The following is a 19,104-nucleotide window of genomic DNA, read 5'->3' on the forward strand; positions in this document are numbered from 1 at the left end:
GTCGTATTTCGGACCTGGCGTATCCTGTGGGGCGTGACTGATACCCCCGACGCCCCGGCATCGTCGAGCAGCGGCTCCGATGACGAGGTGCGCGCCGCCAAGCGCGCCCTCGCGCGCGATATGGTCCTGTACACGGTGTTCCGGCTGGCGCTCGTCGCCGTCATCGCGGCGATCTTCTACGGGATCGGAACGCTGGTCACCGATGAGGTGCCGTTGATCCCCGTATTCCTGTTCGCTCTCGTCGTGGCGATGCCCGTCTCGATGATCGTCGGGAGGCGGCTGCGCGACCGTGTGGCCGCGAGTGCAGCGGTGATCGATGATCGCCGCAAGGAGAAGCGCGACGATTTCCGGCGGCGTCTGCAGGGCGTCGACGAGTGACCACCCGGGTCTGCGACCGGAGCGAGGATCGTTCCTGGGTGCACAATGCGATCCGCCTGATCGAAGCGGATGCGCGGCGCAGCGCCGATACCCACCTGCTGCGCTTTCCGTTGGGGGAGTGGGCCCGCGGGGTACAGCTGTATCTCAAGGACGAGACCACCCACATCACCGGCAGCCTCAAGCACCGGCTCGCCCGGTCGCTGTTCCTGTACGCGCTGTGCAACGGCTGCCTGCGGGAGGGGACGACGGTGATCGAGGCCTCGTCGGGGTCGACGGCCGTCTCGGAGGCGTACTTCGCGAAGCTGCTCGGCCTACCTTTCGTGGCGGTGATGACCCGCTCGACCAGCGCCGCGAAGGTGGCTCTGATCGAGCGCGAGGGCGGCACCTGTCATTTCGTGGACCGTGCCGATCAGGTGTACACCGAAGCGGCGCGTCTGGCGTTCGAGACCGGCGGGCACTATCTCGACCAGTTCACTCACGCCGAGGCCGCCACCGACTGGCGCGGTAACAACAACATCGCCGAGTCGATCTTCTCGCAGCTCGCGCTGGAGGAGAACCCGGAGCCGGCGTGGATCGTGGTGGGTGCCGGCACCGGCGGCACGTCGGCAACGATCGGCCGCTACATCCGGTACCGCCGGCACGCCACGCGGCTGTGTGTGGTCGATCCTGAGAACTCCAGCTTCTTCGCGGGCTATGACAGCGGTGATTACTCGGTGGAGACCGGGATGTCCTCGCGGATCGAGGGCATCGGCCGGCCGCGGGTGGAGCCCTCGTTCATCCCCGCCATCGTCGACCGGATGGTCTCGGTGCCGGACGCCGGGTCGATCGCCGCCGCCCGGATCGCCTCCGCCCTGCTGGGCCGGCACCTGGGCGGGTCGACGGGGACCAACCTGTGGGGCTCCTTCGGCGTGATCGCCGAGATGGTGGCCGCGGGCGTCTCCGGCAGTGTGGTCACGCTGCTCGCCGACGACGGTGACCGCTACCTGGACACCTACTTCGACGACGAATGGGTGGCGGCGAACGGCTTCGACCTCATCCCGCCGACGCTGACCATCGAGCGCTTCCTCGCCGACGGGACCTGGCGCGAGTAACGGCGCGCCGGATTCTCGGCGTCGGACCTACTCGTCGGTCGCCGATGCCGCCCGTTGTAAGAGGGACGTGAGCGCTTGCCGCTCGGTTGCGGTCAGCGGGGACAGGAACTCCGATTCCGCCTGGTCGAGTTCTGCGCGCGTCCGGTGCAACGCCTGCCGGCCCTTCGCCGTCAGGGTGATCAACCGTGCCCTGCGATCGTCGGGATCGACCAATCGCTCGGTCAGGCCCGCCTGCTGAAGCGCGTCCAGGGTGTACGTCATCACGGTGCGGTCGATGCCGACGGAGCAGGCGAGCGCCTGTTGATTGCGGGGTCCGCTCTCTTCGACCGCGACCATCACGTAGAAGCCGCGCGGGCCCGCCGGAAAATCCTCGAGGAGGGGATCCGTGTGCTGCCGATAGGTGCGGACCAGGGTGAACAGATCCTGGCCGAAGCCTCGTTTCGTCGAATCGGCAACCACGCGCGAAGCCTACCCGACTGGTGCTCCACAGAAGATCTCGATAGATGATAATCTGCGATATAGATCATCTATGAATATGACAATCTGACCAGGAGAACACTATGGGATCGCTATATCGCGTGGACAGCTCCATTCAGGGCGCGACATCGGTGACCCGCGAGATCATCGACGAGTTCGAGCGCGGCTGGACAGAGGCGGGCGGTGGCAGTGTGCTGACCCGTGACCTCGTGCAGACGCCCGTGACTCCCGCCGCGTGGGAGCACGCCCTCCGAGGTAGGGAAGGCCGGCCCCCGACGGCCGAACAAGCCGAGGCGCTCGCTCTCGTCACCGATCTCGCCGACGAGATGGTGGCCGCGGATGTGATCGTCGTCGGGGCTCCGCTGTACAACTGGGGGCCGTCCCCCCACGTCAATTGCTGGATCAACCTGCTGTGGACCGATCCCCGGTTCGCGCCGCGCTCCTATCCACTGCGGGGTAAGCCGATCGTCCTCGTCACCGCGCGCGGCGGCGACGGGACCGCAGGATCGGCCCGCGACGGCTGGGACAATTCGGCGCCGTATGTGCAACACACCTTCGGGCCCGATGTCTTCGGTGGTGACGTCACGGTGATCGAGACACCGCTCACTCTGGCGGACCGGGTACCGCAGATGGCCGACCAGTCCGACCGCGCAGCGCGGATACGGTCGCGCAGTCGTGATCTGGCGCGCTCACGCGGTGCGGAGCTGGTCGCGATCGGGGCGTAGCCGGATCCTGTGGCCCCCGGCTTCATCGCGACCGGTCACAGGTCTTTCGCGTACCAGCGGTCCGAGTAGGGAGCCGCGGAGAACGGCGGAACCGTGCGGTATCCCCGTGACTCGTACAGCCGGCAGGCCTCGACGAGGTCCGATCGGGTATCCAACCGGGCCAGGGACCGGCCGCGGAACGCGGCGACGCCCTCCAGGTGGGCGAGGATCCGACTCGCGAGAGAACGTCCCCGGACCCGCGGGGCGGTGTAGATCTTGGTCAGCTCGGCCGTGTCCGCATCGATGAACCGAAGACCGCCGAGGCACACCGCATCCCCGTCCAGTTCGATGACCGCGAGGTGCCCGCTCGGGGCCACGAGATCGCTCGCCGGTTCATCGGCCAGCGCCTGCTCGATCTCGTGCCGTGCCGCCGGTCGGCCGTACCAGCGGGAGACGACCTCCGTCAGGTAGTCGCGGTTCAGCCGGATCACATCGGGATGGTCGGGGAGACGGGTCAGAACGACGGCATCCATCCGGCTATCATCTCAGGCGCCGAAGGTCGCTCCGGTGAGTTCTTCGGAGACCTGCCACATGCGCCGGGCCTCGTCCTCACTGCGGATGCGGCTGTACAGCGCCTGCTCGGCCGGCGGACCGCCGAGGTGCATGAAGCCCTTGGGGCCGTACATTTTTCCGCCCGCTTCGGGGGTGGTCGCAGCCATCAAGGCGGGAAGCTTCGCGCTCTCGACGGTGCCCACCACCAGGCCTCGCGCGGAGGCGAAGCGGATCAGCCGGACGCCGAGGGTGTCACCGTCGCGGCCGATCTCCGGGCGCGCGGCGAGCAGGCTCGTCGGCGCGACGCCGGGGTGCGCGAGATTGCTGGAGATGCCCCAGCCGTGCTCGCGGCTGCGGCGGTCGAGTTCGAGCCCGAACAGGCCGAAGGCGATCTTGGACTGGCTGTACGCGCCGCCCCCGTTGTAGGACCGCTCCCAGTTGAGGTCATCCCAATTGATCGACCGCTCGTTCGCCGCGATGCTGATCTGCGAGGTGACGCGCGCGTTGCCCGCGCGCAGCAGGGGCAACAGGTGCGCGACGAGTGCGAAGTGTCCGAGGTGGTTAGTGCCGAACTGCAATTCGAAGCCGTCGGCGGTGACCTGCCGGGTGGGCGGCGTCATCACGCCTGCATTATTGATCAGCAGGTGGATCGGCCGGCCGTCGGTGAGCAGGCGCTGTCCCAGCTCGCCGACCGAGGCGAGTGACGACAGATCGAGTGATTCGATGCTGATCCGCGCATCGGGCGTCGCGTCGCGAATGACGGCCTGCGCCGCCGCGGCCTTGGCGGGGTTGCGGGCGGGAAGCACCACCTCCGCTCCGGCGGCGGCGAGGTGCCCGGCGATGCCGAGGCCGATGCCATCGGTGCCGCCGGTCACCACCGCGCGCTTGCCCGTGAGATCGGGGAGGGCGATATCGATCGGTGTGCGCTGCATGTGATTCCTCCATCGGTGTGGTGCCTTCAGGTTCGCAGCCGCGGTGCGCGCTATCCAGGGATCGGTGATCCCCCGATACGACCCAGGCGGATACCGCACCCGGCCGTACTGTGGAGCCCGAGGAGGCAACCGTGATCGATCGCCCTGGGCTCGCCGAGTTTCTTCGGCAGCGACGAGCCGCGCTGCAACCGGAGGACGTCGGGCTTCCGCGTGGCCAGCGGCGCCGAACGCAGGGGCTGCGCCGTGAGGAGGTGGCGGCCCTGTGTCACATGTCCGCCGACTACTACACCCGCCTCGAACGTGAACGGGGCCCACAGCCCTCGGCGCAGATGATCGCCTCGATCGCGCAGGGCCTGCACCTGAGTCTGGACGAACGGGACCATCTGTTCCGGCTGTCCGGGCATCATGCACCGCCGCGCGGTGCCACGGGCGATCACATCAGCCCGGGCCTCTTGCGCGTGCTGGACCGGCTGACCGATACGCCCGCAGAGATCGTGACGGAACTGGGGGAGACCCTGCGCCAGACCCCGCTGTCGGTGGCACTGGTGGGTGACGCCACCCGGTTCACCGGACCCGACCGCAGCGTCGGATACCGCTGGTTCACCGATCCCGCGAGCCGCGCCATCCATCCGGACGACGACCACGCCTTCCTGTCCGCGATGTTCGCCTCGGGACTGCGCGCAGTTACCGCGCTGCGCGGGCCCGACTCGCGGGCCGCGGAGTACGCCGACCTGTTGCTGACGCGCAGCGCCGAGTTCCGTGCGTTGTGGGAGGGACACGCCGTCGGGATCCGGCCCGAGGAGGTCAAACGCTTCCTGCATCCACAGGTCGGGCTGCTCGAACTGAACTGCCAGCACCTGGTCGACCCGCAGCAGTCACACCTGTTGTTGGTGTACACCGCGCAGCCGGGGTCGGAGAGCTACGAGAAGCTGCAACTCCTCTCCGCGGTCGGCGATCTCGCCCTCGGCTGAGGATGCCTGCGGCTCAGGCGCCGAGGAACAGGCCTGCGGCGTCGGCGATCGACCAGACCAGCATGGCCAGACCGGTCTGGGCGAGGGCCGGGATCAGGGCGGGGCCCCGGCCGCCCCGCACCACCGGCAGGGCGGCGCGGACGGCGAGCGGCGCCGAGAGCAGGGTGAGGAGGGCCCACGGAGTGGCGACGGCGGCGAGCGCAAGACCCAGCGCCGTGGGGACGGCGACCAGGACGCCGAACAGGATGCGGGTATTCGAGTCGCCGAGCCGCACGGCCAGGGTGATCTTGCCCGATTCCGTGTCGGTGGGGATGTCGCGCAGATTGTTCGCCACCAGCACCGCGGAACTGTAGGAACCGATCGCACAGGCGGACAGCACCCCCGTCACGTCGATCCGGCCGGCCTGCACGAACTCGGTTCCCAGCACCGCGACCAGGCCGAAGAAGACGAACACGGCGATCTCGCCGAGACCCTGGTAGCCGTACGGGTTCGTGCCGCCGGTGTAGAACCAGGCACCGGCCACACACACCAGGCCCACCAGGATCAGCCACCACGCCGAGGTGAGGCTGAGGATCACGCCGGCCACGCCCGCGACGCCGAAGCATACGAAGGCCGCCCGCTTCACCGCCTCCGGCGAGGCCAACCCCGACCCGACGAGCCGCAGCGGACCCACCCGGTCGTCGTCCGTGCCACGGATACCGTCGGAGTAATCGTTGGCGAAGTTCACCCCCAGGATCAGCGACAGCGAGACCACCAGGGCCAGTAGCGCCTTCCACCACACGGCCTCACCGAGGTAGCCCGCCGCCCCCGTGCCCGCGATCACCGGGGCGATCGCGTTCGGGAGCGTGCGGGGGCGTGCGCCTTCGAGCCACTGCGCGGGAGTTGCCATGCTTGCAACCCTATAGCGCGCGACCGGCCCCGCGACGCCGGGCCGGGCGGGCTAGAGGACGGCGATGTCCAGGTCGAGCGTGGTCCGGTCCAGCTTCGCGAGCAGGTCGAACTCCGTCAACGCCTTCGGCAGTTCGTAGGTGAAGAAGTACCGCGCCGCGGTCCGCTTACCGCGGTAGAAGGCCTCGTCCTTCGGGGTGCCGTCCTCGGCGATCGTGGCGAGTGCCTGATCGAGCCACAGCCATGCCACCACCACGTGGCCGAGGCCGTCGAGGTAGGCCGTCGCGTTCGCCAGCGACAGTGCCGGATCGCCGGCTCCGCCGACCGCCATGGTGACCTCCAGTGCCCGGCCGGATGCCGCGCGCAGCTGCGCCGCGAGGTCGGCCAGCTCGGGTACGTCGGCCGCGCGGGCCGCGGTCGCCTCGATCCGGCCCAGCAGGGCACCGAAGGACGCACCCCCGTGCTGCGGCACCTTCCGGCCCAGCAGATCCAGGCCGTGAATCGCCTTGGCCCCCTCATGGATCGCGTTGAGCCGATTGTCCCGGTACAGCTGCTCGACGTTGTAGTCGCGGGTGTAGCCGTAGCCGCCGTGAATCTGGATCGCGTACTCGTTGGCCTTGAGACCGAACTCCGACGGCCAGCTCTTGATGATCGGCGTGAGGAAGTCCAGGAACTGCTCCGCCGCGACCTTTCCGGCCTCGTCGGCGGCGGTGTTCGCCTCGTCGATCAGGCGGGCGGCGTACAGGGTGAGAGCGAGCCCGCCTTCGGCGAAGCTCTTCTGCGCGAGCAGCATCCGCCGCACGTCGGCGTGCTCGATGATCGGGACCTGCGGTCCGTCGAGCGCCGTGACGGGTCGTCCCTGCACCCGGCTCCTGGCGTACTCCAGGGACTGCAGGTATGCGGTGTACGCGATCGAGGAGGCGGTGTAGCCCACCGCGATCCGCGCCTCGTTCATCATCTGGAACATCTGGATCAGGCCGCGGTTCTCGGTGCCCACCAGATAGCCGGTGGCGCCGCCGCCGGGCTGCGGGTGCGTACCGTCGCCGAAGGCGAGCAGGCAGTTGGTGGTGCCCTTGTTGCCCATCTTGTGGTTCAGGCCCACCAGGGTCACATCGTTGCGTTCGCCCACCGAGGTGTCGTCGTTCACCAGGTACTTGGGGACGATGAACAGCGAGATGCCCTTCACGCCGTCGGGTGAGCCGGGAACCTTCGCGAGCACGAGATGCACGATGTTCTCGGTCATTTCGTGGTCGCCACCGGTGATCCACATCTTCGTACCGGTGATCGCGTAGGTGCCGTCCTCGCGGCGCTCGGCGCGTGCGGTGATGTCGGCCAGCGCCGAACCCGCTTCCGGTTCCGATAGGCACATGGTGCCGGTGAATCGCCCCTCCATCATCGGCTCCACGTAGAGCCGCTTCTGCTCGTCGGTGCCGAACGAGCGGATCACGTTCACGTTGCCCATCGTCAGACCGGTGTACACCGCGGTGGGAAGGTTCGCGGCGTTGAGCCACGCGAAGGTGGCCTTCGCCACCACCGAGGGCAGGCCGATGCCGCCCTCCTCGGCGGGGATCTCACCGGTCAGCAGACCCGAGTCGAAGATCGCCTTGATCCCCTCGGCGGTCTCCGGGAGCGTCACGACCGTGCCGTCCGGGCCGACGGTGGGTTCGTGGGCGTCGGCCTCGCGGTAGTGATTCGACAACTTCTTCACCGCGACCTCGGCGGCGAGGTCGAGCGCCGCGTCGAACGTCTCGCGGGAGTGCTCCGCGTACCGCTCGTGCTTGGTGAGCTCCTCGGCGCCGAGCCACTCGTAGACCAGGAAGTCGATGTCACGGGGGCTGAGCAGCGGGGTCTGCGCTGCGATGTTCTGCTTCAACTCGGATCTCCTGTGGGTGAGCGGACGCGATAATTCTACACATTTGTAGATTCTCGTTTCCACTCGCCGGGAGTGGAGATCTGCTAGCGCTTGAGCCAGGCCTGTGACTGTTGTCTCGCGATCGACACCAGCCGGTCCAGTCCGAAGTTCATGTCCAGCAGATGCGTGCTGAGCAGCGGCAACTCGTTGATCGGCTGTGGCGTTGTCATGGTGATCCGGTACATGCTGTGCCGGTTTACGTATTCGCAGGCGCCGATCCCGCGGCCCTTGCTCGCCGTCCAGGTGCTCGTGGAGGTGGGCAGCGCTTCGGGGAAGGTGGTGTAGCCCATGAGGGTGGAGATGATCCCGAACGAGTAGGGCTCGCTGGGTACCGTCACCGGGACGGGGCCTGTCTCCCCGGCGAGCGGGCCGGGGTCGGTGCACGCCACGCGGTACCCCGCACCGCGCGGTAGGTCCATCGTTTGTGAGAGCAGGTCGATGTCGGTGTTGCCGAACAGTGAGATGACCGGTGCTACCAGGTCGGTGGAGAAGCCGATCACGCAACCGAACTGGCCGCGCCGCGTGCACAGCGGCAGGTTCTGGAAGTCGCCGCCGGTGGTGGATCCCGCTGCGGTGGTCACGTTGCCGCCGATCAGCAACGCGCCCACCACACGGTCTCGCACCGCCGGAACGCGATCGATCTCCTCGCGGATTAGCTTACGCAGCATCATGCTGCCTTGTGAGTGGCCGATGAAGACCACGCCGCGCCCTTTGTTGTCGCGGGCCAGGTACTCACGCCAGGCGTCGCGAACCGACGTGTACGCGGTCTGCATCGGCTGCTTGAGCTGCAGCAGCATGGCGGGTGCCAGACCCAGGATGGTGATCTGCGGATAGATCGGCGCGAATACCCGGCACATGCTGGAGAACCTGGCCGCCTGGAAGCGGGCGATCGAGTCCACCTCCGGCATGCGAACCGGATTCGCGTTGGGCGCAACTTGATTGGTCACCGTGGGGTAGACGTAGAAGCAGTCCACCTTCTGGTCCCCGGCCGTCGGCTTGGCCGGCGTCGTCACCTGGCCGGTGCTGAGGTCGGTGGTGTCGAGAGGGAGGGTGCACGGATTCGCGGTGCCCGGCCGGCACATCCACAGCGTGGACGGTGTGCCCTGTGCTACCCCGCCTGCTAGGGCGGCGCTCAGTGCCGCCGCCGCCAGTACCGCGGCCACGCGCCCGCCGATCCGCCTGAGCACCATGGACGATCTCCTTCGCCGGTTCACCTGTCCGACGAAGGATATACCGATGGTATTCAAATTCTGTCAGTACTCGAAGTATTGCTCCACGAGGGCCCGTCGATCCACTTTCCCCGGTCCGCGGCGCGGAAGCTCATCGACCAGGAACAGCGCCCGCGGCGCCGCCGTTCGGTCCAGCTCCGCCTCGACGGCCGCGCGCAGCAGCTCGACGGTGACCGCCTGGCCCGCCACCGGCACGACCGCTGCCGCCACCCGCTGGCCCAGCCGGGGATCGGGCTGCGCGAACACGGCCACCTCGGCCACACCCGGCACCCGCGCCAACACTGCCTCGACCACCTGGGGGAGCACCGTCAGGCCGCCGGTCGAGATGGCCTCGTCGAGTCGGCCGGTCACCGACAACTCTCCGTCGGTCATCGTCCCGGCATCGTCGGTACGGAACCATCCCGGCTCACTGAACGCGGGATGCGCGGGTGCGTTGCGGTAGCCGAGCGCCACCGTCGGCCCGCCGAGCACGATGCGTCCGTCCGGGCCGTCGAGCCGGATCTCCACGCCCGGCAACGGAACTCCGTCGTAGACGCAGCCGCCGGCGGTCTCACTCATCCCGTAGGTGCGCACCATGCGAATGCCGGCGGCGAGAGCCGCCTCGCGCACCGGGGGTGGGCAGGCGCCGCCGCCGATGAGCACTCCGTCGAATCGCGCCAGGGCCTGCGTCGCGGCGGGATCGGCCAGGATCTTCACCAACTGGGTCGGCACCAGCGAGACGTAGCGCCGCGGTGCGGTCATCGCCGCGAATCCGTCCGCAAGGCTCGACGGTGCGAAGCCGGCCGAGACGTCCAGTCCCACAGGGGCCCAGCCCGCGGCGAGCGAGCGGAGCATCACCTGCACGCCTGCGACATGGTGCGGGGGCATCGCGAGCAACCACTGGCCGGGACCACCGAGCCGCTCCGCGGTGCCCGCCGCGCTGGCGGCGAGATTCTCGCGGGTGAGCATGGCGCCCTTGGGAGTTCCGGTGCTGCCGGAGGTGGCGACGACCAGCGCCGCCCGCTCGTCGATGGGGGAATCGACGGCCATCGCCGCGGTGAGCCGGGCGCTCTCGCGGGGATCGCGCGCGGGCACGGGCAGCCACGCGGGCGCCGTCCCGTCGAGGAGCGCCGCCAGCTGCGGCAGAGCGGATTCGACGGTGTCGATCGGAAGGGCCTGAAGGCGTCTCACTCGCGCGGCGGCTCGTCGGCCCGGAGTGGGGCATCGTCGAACGGCCACCCCTTGCGCTCCAGGCGTTCCCGGACCCGGGCGATGTCCTTCTCCAGCGGCATCTCTCGGGTGTGACCGCTGATCGCGACGCCGGCGTCGATCCGGGTGATGGGCTCGACCCCCTCGGGGGTGAGGTGCGCATCGTCGATCAGCTCGCGCGTGACCTCCTTGACCTCCTCCTTCGTGAGCTGCCGATCGAGCAGCGCGAGGAGCGGCTGGTAGTCGTGGCTGGGCACGCCCTCGGGGTACCCGGCCCGCAGCCAATCGACGATCTTCGCGATGAAGCCCTGACCGGAACTCATCTGCGGATCACCTCCGAGATCAGTGGAACGGGGAGGACCCCCTACCTGGCAACCAGGATAGGGGGCCCTACCTCCGCAGTGGTGAACAGAGTGAAAGCGAACTGTTTCAGTTGCTGGTGAAGCCGGTGAGCGGCCAACCGCCCGCGGCCAGCTTGGAGGCCACCTGATTGAGGTCGTCGTCGCTCGGTTGCGACTGCGTGACCTTGGCGATGGCCGCCTCGATCTCGTCCTTATGCACCTCGTCGGGGCGGGCGGCCAGCAGCCGGCCCATCACCGCGTTGACCTCCTCCTCGGACAGCGACCGCTGCAACAGCGCGAGCAGCGGGAAGTAGTCCTTCGGTGGCACGCCCTCGGGGTACCCGGCGCGGAGCCAGTCGAGCACCTGGGTGAGGACGTTGTCCTGGGTGTTCTCGGTGGTCATTCGCCCGCTCCTACTTCTTGGTGAAGGTGGGGTAGATGTTCTCGAAGCTCATCTTGTAGCCGTAGCCCGACGAGACGACCATGGCGACGGCGAGCACGATCGCGACGATCACGATGAGGAAGGCAACGGCGGCGATCACATTGCCGAGCGGATTCGGCTTGTGGACGGTGCCGTCCTCCTGTTCGTGGCCGTTGCCGATGGCGAGGCCGCGCACGCCCACGGCGAACAGGGCGGGCAGGCCGGCGCCGAGGATCAGGCCCACCAGGAGGACCTTCCACACCGCGTTGAGGGCGAGGGTAATGGTTTCCATGTCTTAGACCTTCGCAATCTTCTCGTCGGCGGGGACGACGGAGTTGCTGCTGTCGTCCCACTCGGCGTTGACGTTGTTGGAGTCCACCTTCTGCTGCTGGGCGCGCCAGTACATGTAGCCCGACAGTGCGCAGAGGATGAGGAAGGCGACGATCGGGCCGGCGAGGCCGGGGATCTTCGCGGCGACGACCCACATGATCGCGCCCACGACGGCGGCGGCGGGCAGGGTGATGAACCAGGCGGCGACCATGCGGACGGCCACGTTCCAGCGCACCTTCGCGCCCGGTTTGCCGACGCCCGAGCCGAGGATCGAGCCGGTGGCCACATGCGTGGTCGAGAGAGCGAAGCCCAGGTGGCTGGAGACCAGGATGACGGTGGCCGACGAGGCCTCGGCCGCCATGCCCTGCGGGGCGCTGATCTCGATCAGGCCCTTGCCCAGGGTGCGGATGATCCGCCAGCCGCCGAGGAAGGTGCCGAGCGCGATCGCGGCCGCGGCGGAGAACTTCACCCAGAGCGGGATGTCGTGGGTGTTGTCCCAGTAGAGGAAGCCGCCCGACCCGGGGCTGCCGGCGCTGTAGCCGATGAGGGCCAGGGTGATCACGCCCATGGTCTTCTGTGCATCGTTGGTGCCGTGCGCCAGCGAGACCAGCGAGGCGGTACCGATCTGGCCCCAGCGGAAGCCCTCCTCGGTGAACCGCTCGGCGACGCCGGCGACGATCTTGAAGATCAGGAAGGTGCCGACCGCGGCGACGACGCCGGCGACCACGGGAGCGAACAGCGCCGGGAGCACGACCTTGCCGATGACACCGTCGAGCTTGCCGTGGCCGATCCAGACCACGCCGCCGGTGCCGAGGGCGGCCATCGCGGCACCGATCATGCCACCGAACAGCGCATGCGAACTGGAGCTGGGCAGGCCGAGCAGCCAGGTCAGCAGGTTCCAGACGATGCCGCCGATCAGGCCGGCGAGCACGATGATCAGCAGTGCGCGACCGTGATTGGCGGTGAACTCCGCCTTGGGCGAACCGTCCTTGTTCTGGATCTTGATCACGGCGTTGGTGACGGTGAGTGCCACCTCGACCGACAGGAAGGCGCCGACCAGGTTCAGGATCGCCGAGAGCGAGACGGCGGTCTTGGGCTTGAGGGCGCCGGTGGCGATGGAGGTGGCCATCGCGTTGCCGGTGTCGTGGAAGCCATTGGTGAAGTCGAAGGCGAGGGCCGTCACGATCACCAACAGCAAGATGATCAGTTCGCTGTTCATGGTGAGAATTTTGCGGTCCGAGTGCCGGATACTCCAAACGGGTGAGACCTGCCCGACATCCTTCTGACCTGCAGTTTCTTTACACCGTGTCGACAGTTCATCGAATGTTCATTCAGCCCGCTCTCAGAATGACTTCAGCATGTCCGATCTGTCCGAATCGTCACGACGTCGCGGGGCCGTGCGCACGCCGGATTAGGATTCCGGCATGGCGTCGTTGGATATCCGAGTGCTGGGCCAGGTCTCGTTGTCGGTCGACGGCGCACCCAACGAGGTTTCGGGCGTGAAGCCGCGGTCGGTGCTGGCGCTGCTCGTGATGAACCGCGGCCGTGCGGTCACGGTGGATTCGCTCAGCGAGCAGGTCTGGGACGGCAACCCGCCGGCGTCCGCTCGGGCCAGCCTGCAGGTCTTCGTCAGCGGTCTGCGCAAAGCGCTGCGCGGCCCCGGTGCGGGTTCGGGGCTCGACGCGCTGCTGGTCACGTCGGGCTCCACGTACCGGCTCGATCTCGAACCCGACCAGTCCGATGTGGGCAGGTTCGACGCCGCCCGCCGGCGGGGCGCCGAGCTGGCCGCTGCGGGCCGGTTCGACCAGGCCTCACTGATGTTCGCGTCCGCGCTCGCCGAATTCCGCGGCGACGCCGTGGCCGATCTGCGCGGGCTGCAGTTCGCCGACAACTTCGCCATCGGCATGGCGGAGGAACGCGCCGCGGTGCAGTCCGCGATGTACGACGCCGAGATCGCGGCCGGTCGTGCGGGATCGGTGATCGGTGATCTTCGTCGCCTCGTGTCCGAGCACCCGCTGCAGGAACCGTTGTGGGGTCAGTTGATCACCGCGCTGTACGTCACGGGGCGGCAGGCCGACGCGTTGGAGGCCGCGCGGGAGCTGCGCCGGACGCTCGCCGACGAACTCGGCGCCGATCCGACGCCCGCGCTGGTGGAACTGGAGGGCAAGGTGCTGCGCCAGGAGCAGCTCGCCTTCGCGCAGGTCCGGCCCGCTCAGCCCGGTACCGGACGTGCCTTCGAGAAGACCGAAACCGACGCGGCCGCCGACTCCTCCGGTCCGCGTGGTCTGCTCATCGCCTCCGACGGCACGGAATATCCGGTGCACGGTGAAATCCGGTTGGGTCGCCTTCCCGACAACGACGTCAGCGTCGACGACACCAAGGTCTCGCGGGAGCACGCCGTGATCACGGGCGCTGTCAGTGGCTTCGCGGTCCGAGACCTGATGTCCTCGAACGGCACCTTCGTGGGGGAGCGCCGGGTGGCCGGCCAGATGCCGCTGTCGGATGGTGACGAACTGACGCTCGGGCGCACCACGTTCACCTTCCGGGTGATCGACGAGGACTAGCCGCCTCACCCGAAGGGGCCGAACGGGTCCGACGATCAGCCGTTCGGCGGGGATGCGGGTGCCCCGGCGTGACCTAGCCTCGGGGCATGACTTCGACGGTGCGCCCGCGATGGTGATCGCGGCATGGACCGCCGCGGCGATCTCCGCGGTAACCGCTGTGGAGGCCGTGCGACGGATCGTCGCCGATCGCCGCAGGGTGACGAACGGGTTATGGCTGATCGCGGTGCTGCTCTGCGTGTGGGTGACGGCGATCCTGGTCCTCGAGGCGGCGGGGCGGTCCAGTGCCGCGATCGTGCTGGCGTTCGGCCCGATGCTGCTGGGTGTGATCGGTCTCGTCGGCGTCGGCGTGGGGCTGCTGGCGAACAGCCTCGTCGTGATCCGGCGCGAGGGATTGAGTCTGGCCACGCTGGTACCGGCGGCGATGGGTCTGGCCCTGCTGGCCGAGGTCTTCCTCGGAGCCCATCTGCTGCACGCCCTCACCGAGGGGATCAGCGCGGTCACGGCGGTCCTGCTGGTCGCGCTCCTGATTCCCGGCGCACTGGTCGTGCTGCAGTTGGCCGCCTACACGGTGTACGCGGTGGTGCACCGGCGGCTGCCGGGTGGCAGAGACGCCGGCGTCGTGGTGGTGCTCGGATCGGGACTCAACGGTGAGCGACTCACGCCGCTGTTGCGCTCACGGATGGATCTGGGGATCAGCGAGTTCCGCAGGCTCGTCGACGATGGTGGTGATCCCTTTCTGGTGTGCTCCGGCGGCCGTGGCCACGACGAGGTGATCGCCGAGGGAGAGGCGATGGCCCGCTACGCGCTGGCACAGGGAATCCCATCGAATCGGTTGCTCCGGGAGGTGCGGTCGACGACCACCGAGGAGAATCTGCGGTACTCCGCTGAATTGCTGGCCAGCGAGGGAATCGCATGGACACGGATGCTGGTCACTACGAGCAGCTTTCATGCCCTGCGTGCGGGCTCATTGACGCGCCGGCTGGGCCTGCCCGCCACCGCACTCGGCGCTCCCACGGCGCTCTACTTCCGTCCGGCCGCGTTTCTGCGAGAGTTCGTGGCGGTGGTTGTGCATTACCGGCGAGCGAACCTGATCGTGTGCGCCGTGCTGGTGGGGATGTGGGGCCTGCTCGTGGCGGTCGTGATGATCGTTGCCGATCAGGCTGAACCGGTGATCCTTGATGGCGCGGCCCTTGAAGTGTTAGCCCCGCGGGTGAAGGGCGTGGAGACCGACTGATCGGCTATCCGCGGCCTCGCACCCGCAGACGTATCAGCCGGTCACGGCGCCTGCGCGTCCAGACCGCCGCGGAGCAACGACGCAGCGTCGTCGGACGGGCGTGGCTTGCGGCGCACGATCCGGCGCAGGAGCGAGCGCCGGTCACCCGCGTATCGCGGGATCACGTGCAGATGAACGTGGTCGACGGTCTGGAACGCGGCCCGGCCGTCGTTGAGCACGAGGTTCACCCCGTCGGCGCCGAGTGCGCCCGCCCGGGCGGCCCGCGCTAGACGGTGTCCCAGCCCGAACATTCGTTCCCCGGTTGCACCGTCGAGCTCGCCGAGCCCCGCGGCATGCCGCTTCGGGACGACGAGGCTGTGTCCGGGACTGATCGGCCGCGCGTCGAGGAAAGCGATCAGCTCGTCGGTCTCGTGAACGACGGCGGCGGGCGCGTCGCCGGTGACGATCGCGCAGAACACGCATCCCTGCATGTCCGCAGCGTATCGGCCGAAGAGTGATGATCGCCACGCGTGCGTGCGGTTCCGCGCACTCACTCCGACATACACAATATGTAGTGCGCACTGGCGCACTCGTGAGCGAGGGAGTGGACGTTGAACATGGATGGTCGCAGGAGTTCCATCCGGGCCGCGCGGGTGGGGGCGGCGTTGGCATCGATCCTGGTGACGGGGTCTGTGGCGGCGGCCGGCATGGTCGCCGCGGCGCCCCCGACGGTGGTGTTGGACGCGGGGGAGTTGCCCGCCGGGTATTCCGGGTACCGCACCAAGGTGCAGTCCGGGGAGATCGCGATGGTTCCCTCGGGCGACCTGTCCACGCCGTGTTTGAATGCGACGGCCGAGGCCGCCACCGCCACGCGCGGAGCGGTGAGTCAGGAGGCGTACGCCGCCCGCGAGAAGTCCATGCTGACGATCGCCGTGCTGTCGAAGCCGGCGGCGCAACAGCTCGGCGATCTGTTGGACCGGTGCACCACCGGCGACCGGGATCAGAGGTTCACGCCGGTCGGCGTGCCCGCCGACCTCGCCCGCCTCGCTCCGCGGCTGTACTGGAACTCCGCGAGCGGGGAGCGCATCGGTTATGTCACCGTGCGGCAGTCGACGGTGGTGGTGCGCGCCGTCGGTCCGTCGGAGTCGTTCTGGGAGACGCTGCGTAAGCAGATCGCGAAGGCTGATCGGTAGTGCTGCTGCGCCGTTGAGGGCGGCGGGGTTCTAGCGGGGAATTTCAGCGAGGGCGCGCGCGAATATGGCAAACGTATGACGGTTCCGTGAAGGCTCTCGGTGGCTTTCGCCGGTGCTTGCTACCGTGCGCTCACGGGTTTTGTGGCTCGTGCGCGATGGAGAAGGCCGCGCCGGGTCGGAGCCACGGTTCCGATGCAATGCCAAATATCAAATGTGTGAAGATCGCATGTCTGCACTGCTTGCATATCGAGATGGATTCACTTAACCTCCTCTTAGGTAAAGCAAGTTTCAAGGATGCGCAGCCTGGCTCCAACGCGAGGTCGCACGTGAAACGCGCATACCCCGCTCGGGCCTTGCGGGAGGCGAGGTCCGGTGCCGGTAGCCCTGCGGTTGCCGGTTTGCGGAAGACGGCTCGCGCCCATGCGCTGACGTCGAGCTTGAACTTCGGGGGCTCGTGTTGAAGGCAGTGGGTTCGTGGGCCGCCGCGCCCCGACAACAGGAGAAGCTCACATGCCATCTCGCACAACACATGCCCTCATAGGTGCCACCGCCGCCCTGGCGGCCGCGCTCACGGTCGCCCCCGTGGCGACCGCGGCACCGTCGCCGGCGCCGAAGCCGGCCTCGGATACCAAGCCCAAGCCCGACGATCAGTTCGCCGATAGCTCCCGGACCGTCGTGACCCGTGACGGATGGAAGATGGTGGTCACCAAGACTTCGGAGGCGCTGCGGTCGGTGCCGCCGCTGAACCGCTCGCCGCAGTCCTTCGAGGCGTTCTCCACCATCGGTGGCGAGGCCACCGTCGCGGTCGCCGATCCGAAGAAGCCGCCGAAGTCGAAGGTCAAGTCCGCCGTGCTCACAACGGGGCTCCAGGTGGGATGTGCCGTGACTGCCGACAGCCTCACGGTGGGCGGCAGCATCTCCAACGCCACGAACGTGGGCGTGACTCCGTCGGTGACCGCGAACCTCACGGGTACCGCGACCGGCCAGGGAGGTACCTCAGGAGGCAGCGGCGGCGGTAGCGTGTCCGCCGGTGTGACGCCGGGGATTTCGGCCACCGTGGGCGACACGCTCACTGAGACCGGATCGATCTCGGGTGTGATCAAGCCGGGTACCAGCAAGGATATCCCGTACGCCAAGAAGAACCTTGAGGGTCCCGATGCGGCGACGTACACCCGTGAGGTGCGGGTGGCGGTCGACAACTGCATCGGCGGCGTCCAGGTGCGCTCGTACGCCACCATCGCGCTGCAGACCGACCGCACCGACGACTCGATCACCACGTACGGCAAGCCGATCTTCATCACCCGCCCGTGATGCGTGGCGAGACGATCATCAACATCTGTGGAGGGGTGGACCGCAATGACCGACGCTAGTACGGCAGAGACACAACAGATTCCGGTGCAGCGCCCCGAGAGCGCACCTGCGCCGCACCCGGCGCAGCAGTCGGACAGCGGCGATGCCGCAGCGATGCGCACGCTGGCGTTCAAGGCGATCGGGCTCGTGATCGGGCTCGCGATGCTGGTGGGCTGTGGGTTCGCCGTCGAGCACCTCACGGAGTGGGGCCAGCGGTGGACGATGCCAGCCGTGTTCGTGGCGTTCGTGCTCGTCATGCTGATCGCGAGCCAGCTCGTCGTGGGGGGATTCTCGGCGATCTGGGCGGCGGTCCGCAACGGCCGCAGCTAGGTTCGCCGTTCGTGGTAGCCAAACGGGGCCGGAGCGCGGACGATGAGGTCTTCGCAGCGTCGTTGCGGCAGTTGTTCGTTTCCGCGGGCTCGCCGACGGTCGCGCAGGTCGCGCGGCAGGTCGGAGTCAGCAGCGGGACGATCTCGCACTGGCGCACCGGGCGACACTTTCCCAGTGAGTTCGCGACGATCGAACCTCTGCTCGTTCTCCTGACCGACCGTGCGCACCAACGCATCCGGAACAGTTCAGGTTCCGACGACGCCGTGGGTGTGCTGACGGTGCGCCAGTGGCAGGGCCTATTCGACGCGGCCGCGGGCGGGGAGGTCAAGGCACCCGTGCTCGATCAGATCGCCGCGTCGGCCGAGCACTGGGCCGAGGAATCGGATTCCGGGACGGTCGAGGCGGCGAGGGCCGTGCTGCTCGGCTGCCTGGAGACCTCCGTCGACGGGGCGGTGGAATCCCGGACGTCGACTCGCCGCCCCGGTGCGGGTGGGGTCATCGCGGAGCTGACCGATGTGGGCGTTCTTGTGGAGCCCGTCGTTCGGTCCGGCGACGATGAGGTGCGATCGGATCTCATCGCGGTGGTGGACTCCGGGCTGATCGAAGCCTGGCCGCGACTGTCCCGATGGGTTGCGGACGCGTACCCGGCGCTGATCGTCCGGACCGGTCTGGAGCACGACGCGCAGCGCTGGAGCGCGGCCGATCGGCCGCGCGCGTGGCTGTACGACCACACCCGGCTCGAGCTCACCGCGGAGGCGCTCACATCGCTCGCGGCTGCCGAATCTGCCGATGACGGAGCGTTCCGATTCGGTGATGCGACGCGGTCGCAGATCCCGGCGTCGGCGATCGAGTTCTGGGATGCGTCGCAGACCGCCGCGCTCTCGGAACTGCGCGTGCATCAGATCGTGATGGCAGTGATCGTGGCCTTGTCGGTGATGGTGCTCGGGCTCGGGATCGCCCTTGGCATGGTCGCGGGATGAGAACAGGGCCTCCGGCCGCCGGCCGACGCGACAAGATTCGTTGTCAGCGCCGACCTGGTC

Annotated in this window: 22 protein-coding genes; 10 read left to right on the plus strand and 12 right to left on the minus strand. The window is 68.3% G+C overall.

The features are described from left to right. Positions 1–33 precede the first annotated feature (33 nt). On the plus strand, positions 34–378 hold the full coding sequence (locus TPAU_RS22240; RefSeq protein WP_160160293.1) for a DUF4229 domain-containing protein: 345 nt from the start codon (positions 34–36) through the stop codon (positions 376–378). Then, entirely contained in the window at positions 375–1,469 is a 1,095-nt protein-coding gene (gene cds1 / locus TPAU_RS03415; protein ID WP_013125373.1) for an L-cysteine desulfhydrase Cds1, read from the plus strand. Before TPAU_RS22240 ends, cds1 begins: the two co-directional genes overlap by 4 nt. A 27-nt stretch (positions 1,470–1,496) precedes the next feature. Here cds1 and TPAU_RS03420 read toward each other — a convergent pair whose 3' ends face one another. Continuing rightward, the gene (locus TPAU_RS03420) at positions 1,497–1,928 is read right to left on the minus strand and encodes a MarR family winged helix-turn-helix transcriptional regulator (protein ID WP_013125374.1); all 432 of its coding nucleotides are present in this window, start codon (positions 1,926–1,928) and stop codon (positions 1,497–1,499) included. Between the two features lie 101 nt (positions 1,929–2,029). Between TPAU_RS03420 and TPAU_RS03425 the strand changes: the two genes are divergently transcribed. Continuing rightward, positions 2,030–2,671, plus strand: a complete 642-nt coding sequence (locus tag TPAU_RS03425) for an FMN-dependent NADH-azoreductase (RefSeq protein WP_013125375.1) — start codon at positions 2,030–2,032, stop codon at positions 2,669–2,671. A gap of 35 nt (positions 2,672–2,706) precedes the next feature. Here the strand turns inward: TPAU_RS03425 and TPAU_RS03430 are convergent, their stop codons facing one another. Next, on the minus strand, positions 2,707–3,183 hold the full coding sequence (locus TPAU_RS03430) for a GNAT family N-acetyltransferase (protein WP_013125376.1): 477 nt from the start codon (positions 3,181–3,183) through the stop codon (positions 2,707–2,709). Positions 3,184–3,195: 12 nt separating this feature from the next. Beyond that, entirely contained in the window at positions 3,196–4,134 is a 939-nt protein-coding gene (locus tag TPAU_RS03435) for an SDR family oxidoreductase (RefSeq protein ID WP_013125377.1), read from the minus strand. A gap of 131 nt (positions 4,135–4,265) precedes the next feature. Here TPAU_RS03435 and TPAU_RS03440 point away from each other — a divergent pair, with 131 nt between their 5' ends. Then, positions 4,266–5,105: a helix-turn-helix transcriptional regulator gene (locus TPAU_RS03440; RefSeq protein WP_013125378.1), complete on the plus strand. Its 840-nt coding sequence runs from the start codon at positions 4,266–4,268 to the stop codon at positions 5,103–5,105. Positions 5,106–5,118: 13 nt separating this feature from the next. On the opposite strand, the gene TPAU_RS03445 is transcribed toward TPAU_RS03440, so the two are convergent. From TPAU_RS03445 to TPAU_RS03480, 8 genes are all read right to left on the minus strand, one after another. Then, positions 5,119–5,994, minus strand: coding sequence for a 1,4-dihydroxy-2-naphthoate polyprenyltransferase (locus TPAU_RS03445; protein WP_013125379.1), 876 nt, complete (start codon positions 5,992–5,994; stop codon positions 5,119–5,121). A gap of 51 nt (positions 5,995–6,045) precedes the next feature. Beyond that, a complete protein-coding gene (locus tag TPAU_RS03450; RefSeq protein ID WP_013125380.1) occupies positions 6,046–7,866 on the minus strand; it encodes an acyl-CoA dehydrogenase in 1,821 nt (606 codons plus the stop codon). Between the two features lie 83 nt (positions 7,867–7,949). After that, positions 7,950–9,095, minus strand: coding sequence for a DUF3089 domain-containing protein (locus tag TPAU_RS03455; RefSeq protein ID WP_013125381.1), 1,146 nt, complete (start codon positions 9,093–9,095; stop codon positions 7,950–7,952). 63 nt (positions 9,096–9,158) lie between these two features. After that, positions 9,159–10,304: an o-succinylbenzoate--CoA ligase gene (menE, locus tag TPAU_RS03460; protein ID WP_013125382.1), complete on the minus strand. Its 1,146-nt coding sequence runs from the start codon at positions 10,302–10,304 to the stop codon at positions 9,159–9,161. Beyond that, the gene (locus tag TPAU_RS03465; protein ID WP_013125383.1) at positions 10,301–10,645 is read right to left on the minus strand and encodes a DUF3349 domain-containing protein; all 345 of its coding nucleotides are present in this window, start codon (positions 10,643–10,645) and stop codon (positions 10,301–10,303) included. Before TPAU_RS03465 ends, menE begins: the two co-directional genes overlap by 4 nt. A 106-nt stretch (positions 10,646–10,751) precedes the next feature. Beyond that, the gene (locus TPAU_RS03470) at positions 10,752–11,066 is read right to left on the minus strand and encodes a DUF3349 domain-containing protein (protein WP_013125384.1); all 315 of its coding nucleotides are present in this window, start codon (positions 11,064–11,066) and stop codon (positions 10,752–10,754) included. A 10-nt stretch (positions 11,067–11,076) separates the two neighbouring features. Further along, positions 11,077–11,376, minus strand: coding sequence for a hypothetical protein (locus tag TPAU_RS03475; RefSeq protein WP_013125385.1), 300 nt, complete (start codon positions 11,374–11,376; stop codon positions 11,077–11,079). Between the two features lie 3 nt (positions 11,377–11,379). Next, positions 11,380–12,633, minus strand: a complete 1,254-nt coding sequence (locus tag TPAU_RS03480) for an inorganic phosphate transporter (RefSeq protein ID WP_013125386.1) — start codon at positions 12,631–12,633, stop codon at positions 11,380–11,382. Between the two features lie 205 nt (positions 12,634–12,838). Here TPAU_RS03480 and TPAU_RS03485 point away from each other — a divergent pair, with 205 nt between their 5' ends. Together TPAU_RS03485 and TPAU_RS03490 are read left to right on the plus strand one after the other, a co-directional pair. Next, a complete protein-coding gene (locus tag TPAU_RS03485) occupies positions 12,839–13,978 on the plus strand; it encodes a BTAD domain-containing putative transcriptional regulator (RefSeq protein ID WP_013125387.1) in 1,140 nt (379 codons plus the stop codon). Between the two features lie 58 nt (positions 13,979–14,036). Further along, positions 14,037–15,212, plus strand: coding sequence for a YdcF family protein (locus TPAU_RS03490; RefSeq protein WP_160160256.1), 1,176 nt, complete (start codon positions 14,037–14,039; stop codon positions 15,210–15,212). Between the two features lie 41 nt (positions 15,213–15,253). Here the strand turns inward: TPAU_RS03490 and TPAU_RS03495 are convergent, their stop codons facing one another. Next, positions 15,254–15,682 carry an HIT family protein gene (locus TPAU_RS03495; RefSeq protein ID WP_013125389.1) on the minus strand — a complete coding sequence of 143 codons (429 nt, stop codon included), beginning with the start codon at positions 15,680–15,682 and terminating at the stop codon, positions 15,254–15,256. A 126-nt stretch (positions 15,683–15,808) separates the two neighbouring features. Between TPAU_RS03495 and TPAU_RS03500 the strand changes: the two genes are divergently transcribed. The 4 genes from TPAU_RS03500 (at position 15,809) to TPAU_RS03515 (ending at position 19,044) form a co-directional block, all read left to right on the plus strand. Further along, a complete protein-coding gene (locus TPAU_RS03500; RefSeq protein ID WP_013125390.1) occupies positions 15,809–16,384 on the plus strand; it encodes a hypothetical protein in 576 nt (191 codons plus the stop codon). A 510-nt stretch (positions 16,385–16,894) separates the two neighbouring features. Beyond that, positions 16,895–17,695 (plus strand): MspA family porin, encoded by an 801-nt coding sequence (locus TPAU_RS03505; RefSeq protein ID WP_013125391.1) that lies wholly within the window; start codon positions 16,895–16,897, stop codon positions 17,693–17,695. A 45-nt stretch (positions 17,696–17,740) separates the two neighbouring features. Beyond that, positions 17,741–18,064: a hypothetical protein gene (locus TPAU_RS03510; protein ID WP_013125392.1), complete on the plus strand. Its 324-nt coding sequence runs from the start codon at positions 17,741–17,743 to the stop codon at positions 18,062–18,064. Between the two features lie 11 nt (positions 18,065–18,075). Further along, a complete protein-coding gene (locus tag TPAU_RS03515; RefSeq protein WP_013125393.1) occupies positions 18,076–19,044 on the plus strand; it encodes an nSTAND1 domain-containing NTPase in 969 nt (322 codons plus the stop codon). Positions 19,045–19,104 lie beyond the last annotated feature (60 nt).

The sequence above is a fragment of the Tsukamurella paurometabola DSM 20162 genome (assembly GCF_000092225.1).
GTDB lineage: Bacteria > Actinomycetota > Actinomycetes > Mycobacteriales > Mycobacteriaceae > Tsukamurella > Tsukamurella paurometabola.

Coding starts and splice junctions, on each gene's coding strand:
- TPAU_RS03425 (WP_013125375.1), top strand. CDS start 2,030: ATGGGATCGCTATATCGCGTGGACAGCTCCATTCAGGGCGCGACATCG.
- TPAU_RS03430 (WP_013125376.1), bottom strand. CDS start 3,183: ATGGATGCCGTCGTTCTGACCCGTCTCCCCGACCATCCCGATGTGATC.
- TPAU_RS03435 (WP_013125377.1), bottom strand. CDS start 4,134: ATGCAGCGCACACCGATCGATATCGCCCTCCCCGATCTCACGGGCAAG.
- TPAU_RS03445 (WP_013125379.1), bottom strand. CDS start 5,994: ATGGCAACTCCCGCGCAGTGGCTCGAAGGCGCACGCCCCCGCACGCTC.
- TPAU_RS03455 (WP_013125381.1), bottom strand. CDS start 9,095: ATGGTGCTCAGGCGGATCGGCGGGCGCGTGGCCGCGGTACTGGCGGCG.
- TPAU_RS03465 (WP_013125383.1), bottom strand. CDS start 10,645: ATGAGTTCCGGTCAGGGCTTCATCGCGAAGATCGTCGATTGGCTGCGG.
- TPAU_RS03470 (WP_013125384.1), bottom strand. CDS start 11,066: ATGACCACCGAGAACACCCAGGACAACGTCCTCACCCAGGTGCTCGAC.
- TPAU_RS03475 (WP_013125385.1), bottom strand. CDS start 11,376: ATGGAAACCATTACCCTCGCCCTCAACGCGGTGTGGAAGGTCCTCCTG.
- TPAU_RS03480 (WP_013125386.1), bottom strand. CDS start 12,633: ATGAACAGCGAACTGATCATCTTGCTGTTGGTGATCGTGACGGCCCTC.
- TPAU_RS03485 (WP_013125387.1), top strand. CDS start 12,839: ATGGCGTCGTTGGATATCCGAGTGCTGGGCCAGGTCTCGTTGTCGGTC.
- TPAU_RS03495 (WP_013125389.1), bottom strand. CDS start 15,682: ATGCAGGGATGCGTGTTCTGCGCGATCGTCACCGGCGACGCGCCCGCC.
- TPAU_RS03500 (WP_013125390.1), top strand. CDS start 15,809: ATGGATGGTCGCAGGAGTTCCATCCGGGCCGCGCGGGTGGGGGCGGCG.
- TPAU_RS03505 (WP_013125391.1), top strand. CDS start 16,895: ATGCCATCTCGCACAACACATGCCCTCATAGGTGCCACCGCCGCCCTG.
- TPAU_RS03510 (WP_013125392.1), top strand. CDS start 17,741: ATGACCGACGCTAGTACGGCAGAGACACAACAGATTCCGGTGCAGCGC.